This window comes from Streptomyces sp. NPDC006261 (genome assembly GCF_040613515.1).
Classification (GTDB): domain Bacteria; phylum Actinomycetota; class Actinomycetes; order Streptomycetales; family Streptomycetaceae; genus Streptomyces.
Map to the genome: position 1 here is coordinate 20,893 of NZ_JBEXSI010000001.1, position 6,768 is coordinate 27,660.

The following is a 6,768-nucleotide window of genomic DNA, read 5'->3' on the forward strand; positions in this document are numbered from 1 at the left end:
TAATGATTCTTACGTATCATCAGCTGTCATGATGTCGGAGCTTCCCCTCGATCAGGTGCGGACCCTGCTGGCCGTCGTCGACGAAGGCACCTTCGACGCGGCGGCCAACGCCCTGCACGTGACGCCGTCGGCGGTCAGCCAGCGGGTGAAGGCACTGGAGCAGCGCACCGGGCGCGTGCTGCTGATGCGGACGAAGCCGGTGCGCCCCACCGAGTCCGGCGAGGTCGTGGTGCGCCTCGCCCGCCAGCTGGCCCGGCTGGAGCAGGACGCGCAGTCGGCCCTCGGGATGTCGGGACCCGGCGAGCCGACGCGGCTGACGGTCGCGGTGAACTCCGATTCCCTGGCAACCTGGTTCCTGCCCGCCCTCGGCCGCGTGCCGGAGGAGCTGGGCATCTGTTACGAGCTGCGCCGGGAGGACCAGGACCATACCGCCGCGCTGCTCCGCGAGGGGCTGGTGATGGCGGCGGTGACCTCGTCGCCCGAGGCGGTGTCCGGCTGTTCGGTGCGGAGTCTGGGCCGGATGCGCTACCTGCCGGTGGCGACGGCGGCCTTCGCCCGGCGGTGGCTCGGGCTGGGAGCGGAGACCTCGTTGCGCGAGCTGATCGTGGACGCACCGGTGGTGGACTTCGACCGGCGCGACGACCTCCAGGACTCCTTCGTCCGCGCGCTCGGGTGCGGTCGGCGGGCGGGCGCTCGGCGCCACTTCGTGCCCACGTCGGAGGGTTTCGTGGACGCCGTGGTGGCGGGGATGGGCTGGGGAATGCTGCCCGACGTCCAGGCGCGCCCGCTGCTCGGCGCCGGCCGCCTGGTCCTCCTCGCCCCTGACCGGCACGTCGACGTCCCCCTGTACTGGCAGCAGTGGAAGCTCGACTCGCCGGCCCTCGCGACCGTGGCCGAGGCCGTGGTGGCGGAGGCCGCCGAGGCGCTCGACGGGGCCCCTTAGGATGACGGGGCTCTCCCCCAGGTCAGGCTCCCGGCTCCGTGCGGGAAGTGCCCGGGGGCCATCCCCGGGACCCGGAGGCGTCTCCTTGCGCGTGCTGCTGGTGGAGGACGACGACGACCTGCGGGCGGTGCTCGCGGCGGGGCTGCGCGAGGCGGGTTTCGCGGTCGACGGCGCGGACGACTGGCCGGAGGCGGACGTGATGCTGCACGTGACGGCGTACGACTGTGTGGTCCTGGACCGGATGCTGCCCTCCGGTGACTCCCTCGCCCGGCTGGAGAGCCGGCGCCGGGCCGGCTGGTCGGTGCCCGTGCTCTGCCTCACCGCCCTGGACGCCCTGGACGACCGGGTGCGCGGGCTGGAGAGCGGGGCGGACGACTACCTGGCCAAGCCGTTCGCGATGCGCGAGCTCGTCCTGCGGGTGCGCAGCCTGACCCGGCGGGCGGCCGAGCGGCTGCCCGCCTTCCTGCGCTGCGCCGACGTGGTGATGGACCTCGCGCGGCGGGAGGTGCGGCGGGGCGGGGTGCTGCTTTCGCTGAGCCCGAAGGAGTACGCCGTGCTCCAGCAGCTCCTGGTCCACCGGGACAGCGTCGTCACGCGTACGGCGTTGCTGGAGCACTGCTGGGACGAGATGGCCGACCCGGTCTCCAACGTGGTGGACGCCGTCATCGCCGGCGTACGGCGCAAGCTCGGCGCCCCGGGCCTCGTGCACACCGTGCGCGGGCAGGGGTTCCTGCTGAGCGCGGCGTGACCCGCGCGAAAGGCGCCGGGTCCGCGCGGCGCCGCTCCCCGGCCCGGAGGGGGCTGCGCCGGCTCCAGCTGCGGCTGACCGCCGCGTACACGCTGATCACCGTCGTCGGGCTGAGCTGCCTGTCCTGGCTGGTGATCCGTACGGACGACCGGTCCCGGGAGGCCGCCGAGTACGACGAGATGCGCCGCCGGGCCTCCGTCGCCGCCTCACTCGTCTACTACGAGGGCGACCGGATCCGCCTAGACGGTCTGGCCGACGACGAGGCGACCGCGGGCACGCCCCAGGTCCTGGTACTGGAGGAGCGGCCCGCCGGCGGTCCGGCCGTGGTGTTCCGGGGCAGCGTCCAGCAGTTCGACGTACCGGCCGCGACGCTCGCCCGGGCGGCACGGCCGGCGATGCGGGCGCAGGAGACCGTACGGTCGGAGGAGCGCGACCGTACGGGCGGAGCCGTCCGGCTGCTGGCCGTCCCCTTCTACCACGACGCGACCGACGAGGTGGCGGGCGCGGCCGTCGCGGTCGGGGACCCGGCGTACGGGGCGGCCGAGCACCGCAGCCTGGCCCTCTCCCTCGTCGTCGGGTGCGCCGCACTGAGCGCGCTGGCCGCGCTCACCGGCCATGTGCTCTCCGGGCGGAGCATGCGGCCCGCCTGGCAGGCGCTGGAGCAGCAGGAGCGGCTGCTCGCCGACGCGGCGCACGAACTGCGGACCCCGGTGGCGGTGATGCGCGGTGCGGTGGAGGTGGCCGAGCACGGGTCGGAAGGGCCGGAAGCCCATCTGCCGAGGCTCCGCCGGGCGGCGGACCGGATGGGCCATGTGGTGGAGAACCTGCTGACCCGGGGGCGGCTGGAGGCCGCCGCGGAGTCGGTACGGGCCGAGCCGCTGCGGCTGGACCAGCTCGTGGAGGAGGTGTGCGCCGACCTGCCGGCGGGCGGGCACCGGCTGGAGCTGCGGCTGGAGGAGTCGGTGGTCGACGCCGACGCGGCGCTGGTGCGGGTGGCGGTGCGCAACCTGCTCGACAACGCCGTACGTCACGGCCTCACGCCCGGGAAGCCGGGCGGGGCCGAGCTGCTCGTGGCCGTACGCGGACCGGAGGTCTCGGTCGCCGACCGCGGTCCGGGGGTGGAGCCCGGGCGGCTGCCGGAGCTGATGGAGCGCTTCCGCTCGCCGGGCGGCGGTACGGGGATCGGCCTCTCGCTGGTGCACCGGGTGGCCCTCGCCCACCGGGGCGGCCTGACCGTGCGGGCCCGGACCGGCGGCGGTGCGGTGTTCGTGCTGCGGCTGGCGCCCGCCCGGTCGCGGCGGAGGCGGGCGGGCAGGCGTTCGGGAGGCTGACGCTCACGATTCGCTCATGATCGGCCGTCCATGATGCGGGGGCAGGTACGCAGACCACGCACAGGAGTCCCCATGCCCCAGCACGCCGCCACCTCTCTCCTCCGTCGCCGGTCCACCCTCGCGGCCCTGGCCGGAGGGGTCGCCGTGACGGCCGGCGCCGGGGTCCTGCTGTCCGGCGCCTTCGCGGCCGAACCCGCCCCCAAGGTCGTCCTCCCCCGGGGGAACGTCACTTTCGACTACCAGATCGGCGGGGCCTACACGCCGCCCGCAGGGGTCGAGGCGCTCTCGCGCGACCGGGGCGCCAAGCCCGTACGCGGCCTGTACAACGTCTGCTATGTCAACGCCTTCCAGACCCAGCCGGACGCGATGGGCTGGTGGCAGAAGAACAACCCCGACCTGCTGCTGCGCGACGGCAGCGGCAGGCCCGTCAACGACGAGGCCTGGGGCGAGGCGCTGCTCGACACCTCGACCGCTCCCAAGCGCACCCGGCTGGCGAAGATCGTCGGCGGCTGGATCGACGGCTGCGCGAAGTCGGGGTTCCAGGCCGTGGAGCCCGACAACCTCGATTCGTACGAACGCTCCGGGGGCCGGCTCACCCGCGCGCACAACGCCGCGTTCGCCAAGCTGCTGGCCACGCGGGCGCACACGGCGGGACTGGCGGTCGGCCAGAAGAACACCACCGATCTGCTGGGGCAACGCAAGGCGATCGGCTTCGACTTCGCGGTCGCGGAGGAGTGCGGCCGCTACGGCGAGTGCGCCGACTACGCCACCGCGTACGGCAACAGGGTCTTCGTCATCGAATACACCGCCCATGACTTCACCAAGGCCTGTACCGCCGTGGGCGCGAAGCTCTCCGTGGTCCACCGCGACCTCGGCGTCCGGCCTGCGGGACAGCAGGGGTACGTCCTCCGCACCTGCTGAGACGCCCCGGCGCCCGTCAATCGGGGGATGCGGGTGACCGGCGGGAGGTGAGCGTGAAGAGGGCGCCGTGGGGGTCACCGATCAAGGCTTCGGGGCCGTCGTCCGGGGAGACGGTCGGCGGGGACACCTCACCGCCCGCCTTCCGTGCCGCCTCCGTGGCCGCCGTCAGGTCCTCGACCTGGAAGCGGACGCGCCATTGGGGGCGCAGCCGGGGGTCGGGGGACGCCCCGTCCCCGCCGCCGCGCAGGGTGGCCACGGTGTGGCCGCCCTGGCGGACGACCACGGTGTCCTGCTGGTACACGTAGCCGACCTCGCAGCCGCCGGGGTCGTGGGGGTCCCAGCCGAAGACCTCGGCGTAGAAGATCGCGGCGTCGAAGGCGTGGCTGGTCCGCAGTTCGAGGGAGGCGGGTGCGCTGCCGCGGCCGATGGACCAGGGCGGTGTCCGGCCCTCCCAGAAGCCGAAGCCGGCCCCTTCCCGGTCCGCGGCCACGGCTCCTCTGCCGGGGCCGAGCCGGAGCGGGCCGACGGCGATCGTGCCGCCTCGTTCCCGTACGCGGGCGGCGGTGGCGTCCACGTCCGGGACGGCGAAGTACGGGGTCCAGGTGGTGGCGGTGGGCAGTCCGGGCCCGATGCGTCCGATCCCGGCGACGGGCAGGCCGTCGGCCTGGGCGACGGTGAATCCCTCGCCCAGGGTGCCGGAGCGGAAGGTCCACCCGAGGACGGCCGTGTAGAAGTCCTGCGCGGCGCGCAGGTCCCGGGTCATGAGGCTGACCCAGCAGGGAACGCCGTGCACAGGGGTGGTCCGCTCTGCCTCCGTCATCGCCGATCCGTCTCCTCGCCGGAACAACATGCCCTACATACCTACGCCGCCCGGATCGGCGGCGCCACCCGGGCGCGTACCCCCGACCGCCGTGTCCGTCACCGTACGGCGAGCGCCGCCGCCGGTTCGCCCAGGTGCCGGGCGGCCGTGCGCCAGGCGGTGGTGACGGCTTCGCGGGCGGTGGCGGTCGCGGCCTCGACGCCCCGGGGCAGGTGCAGAGGCGCGCCCAGGTGGACGTGGAGGCGGGGGCGGCGGGCCGGAGCGGTGAGGAACCCCGCGATCTGCTTGGCGCCCGAGCCGGAGGTCACTCGGCGGGCGCCGGCCTGCCCGAGGGGGACGACGGGCGCGCCGGACGCGTGGGCCAGGCGGGCGAGGCCGCTGCGGAAGCTCTCCGGAGGCGCCTCGGCCGCGTCCGTGCGCAGCGGGATCCGGCCCTCCCCGTAGATGAGGACGTGGCGGCCCGACCCGAGCGCGGCGGCAGCCTTGTCGAGGGCGTCGGCCGCTCGGTGGGAGTTGCGGTGCACGGGGACGTGGCCGCCGCGCTCCAGCAGGCGGCCGAGGACCGGAATGCGCCAGAGGCCGGCGGTGGCCAGGACGACCGGTTCGACGCCGAGGCGCAGCAGGGCGGCGAGGACGACGCCGGGGTCGGCGAGGGAGGTGTGGTTGGCGACGATGATGGAGCCGGGCGCTGGGGCGCTGCCACGGTCGGACGTGACCGTGAGGCGGCCGAGGCAAGGGATGACGGCGGCTGCGACGCTGCTGAGCACGGCTCTCCTGTGGTCCTGGTCGGCGGGATGACCTTCGCGGTCGTGTTCATCGTCGCGGCGGCGTGGGCCTCGGACCTGAGTTCGGCTACTCAGCCGGGGGTGGGCTGTGGTGCTCGGCCTTCCTGCTGGAACACCGGTCCGCATGACCGGCCCGTGACGCGGGGCCCGGTCGCGGTGGCCTGGAGCACGGCCCCGGACGCCGTTGCGGTGTCCGGGGCCGGATCTTTCGTACGGGGATCAGACCGACAGCCACACCGCCGTGTCCTTCGGCAGCCTGCCGTCGTCGTCCAGGGGGTTGCTCGCGAGGAGCACGCCGGTGTGCGCCGGGCGTTCGGCGGGGGCTTCGGCCAGGTTGACCATGCAGACCAGGGTGGCGCCGCGCGCGAAGACGAGGACGTCCCGCTCCCCGCTCAGCCAGCGCAGCTGCCCGGTGTGCAGCTCGGGCAGGGAACGCCGCTGCCGCAGGGCCTCGCGGTGGAGCGCCAGCATGGAGGCGGGATCGTTGGCCTGGAGGTCGGCGGCGTGGGCCGCCCAGTCCTCCGGGAGCGGCAGCCAGGGTTCCACCGTGGAGCCGAAGCCCGCGTACGGTTCGCCCGCGGCCCACGGCAGCGGGGTGCGGCAGCCGTCGCGGCCGGGTGCCCGGCCCTGGGAGCGGAAGTACATCGGGTCCTGGATGCGCTCCAGCGGTACGTCGGCCTCCGGGAGGCCCAGTTGGCGTCCTTGGCGACGAGGGCTGCGGAGTCGATGCGGACCCCGGCGACACCCCGCTCGAACCAGAAGCGCAGGACGTCCTCGTGCTCCTGGCGTACGGCCGGGTGGGCCCGGTTGAGGTCGGGCTGTTCGGTGGCGAAGAGGTGCAGGTACCACTCGCCGTCCTCGGTGCGGGTCCAGGGCACTCCCCCGAACTCGCTCTCCCAGTCGTTGGGCGGGAGTTCGCCGTCCTCTCCGCGACCGGGGCGGAAGTGGAAGAGTTCGCGCTCCGGGCTGCCCGGGTCTGCGGCGAGCGCCGCGCGGAACCAGACGTGCTGGTCGGAGACGTGGTTGGGGACGATGTCGATGATGGTGCGGATGCCTGCCTCGCGGGCTTCGGCGATGAGCTTCTCGGCCTCGGCGAGCGTGCCGAAGGCCGGGGCGATGACCCGGTAGTCCGCGACGTCGTAGCCGCCGTCCGCCATCGGGGAGAGGTACCAGGGTGTGAACCACAGCGCGTCGACGCCCGGTTCGGCCAGGTAGGGCAG

6 protein-coding genes and 1 pseudogene are annotated in these 6,768 nt (G+C 74.4%); 4 read left to right on the plus strand and 3 right to left on the minus strand.

Going from position 1 to position 6,768, the window contains the following annotated elements:
* The first annotated feature begins 28 nt into the window (after positions 1-28).
* From ABZ154_RS00125 to ABZ154_RS00140, 4 genes are all read left to right on the plus strand, one after another.
* The gene (locus tag ABZ154_RS00125; protein ID WP_356827465.1) at positions 29-943 is read left to right on the plus strand and encodes a LysR family transcriptional regulator ArgP; all 915 of its coding nucleotides are present in this window, start codon (positions 29-31) and stop codon (positions 941-943) included.
* An 85-nt stretch (positions 944-1,028) separates the two neighbouring features.
* Positions 1,029-1,691 (plus strand): response regulator transcription factor, encoded by a 663-nt coding sequence (locus tag ABZ154_RS00130; RefSeq protein WP_356827467.1) that lies wholly within the window; start codon positions 1,029-1,031, stop codon positions 1,689-1,691.
* Complete coding sequence (locus tag ABZ154_RS00135; protein WP_356827469.1) at positions 1,688-3,022, plus strand: HAMP domain-containing sensor histidine kinase; 1,335 nt, start codon at positions 1,688-1,690, stop codon at positions 3,020-3,022. The genes ABZ154_RS00130 and ABZ154_RS00135 overlap by 4 nt, the downstream gene beginning before the upstream one ends.
* Before the next feature lie 72 nt (positions 3,023-3,094).
* A complete protein-coding gene (locus tag ABZ154_RS00140) occupies positions 3,095-3,943 on the plus strand; it encodes an endo alpha-1,4 polygalactosaminidase (RefSeq protein ID WP_356827471.1) in 849 nt (282 codons plus the stop codon).
* 16 nt (positions 3,944-3,959) lie between these two features.
* On the opposite strand, the gene ABZ154_RS00145 is transcribed toward ABZ154_RS00140, so the two are convergent.
* The 3 genes and pseudogenes from ABZ154_RS00145 to ABZ154_RS00155 form a co-directional block, all read right to left on the minus strand.
* A complete protein-coding gene (locus ABZ154_RS00145) occupies positions 3,960-4,763 on the minus strand; it encodes a VOC family protein (protein WP_356827473.1) in 804 nt (267 codons plus the stop codon).
* A 98-nt stretch (positions 4,764-4,861) separates the two neighbouring features.
* On the minus strand, positions 4,862-5,530 hold the full coding sequence (locus ABZ154_RS00150; protein WP_356827475.1) for a lysophospholipid acyltransferase family protein: 669 nt from the start codon (positions 5,528-5,530) through the stop codon (positions 4,862-4,864).
* Between the two features lie 237 nt (positions 5,531-5,767).
* Positions 5,768-6,768, minus strand: a pseudogene (locus tag ABZ154_RS00155) (alpha-amylase family glycosyl hydrolase); the annotation flags it as partial.

Excerpts from the sequence above, each read along its gene's own strand:
- ABZ154_RS00125 (WP_356827465.1), top strand. The coding sequence starts at position 29 with ATGATGTCGGAGCTTCCCCTCGATCAGGTGCGGACCCTGCTGGCCGTC.
- ABZ154_RS00140 (WP_356827471.1), top strand. The coding sequence starts at position 3,095 with ATGCCCCAGCACGCCGCCACCTCTCTCCTCCGTCGCCGGTCCACCCTC.
- ABZ154_RS00145 (WP_356827473.1), bottom strand. The coding sequence starts at position 4,763 with ATGACGGAGGCAGAGCGGACCACCCCTGTGCACGGCGTTCCCTGCTGG.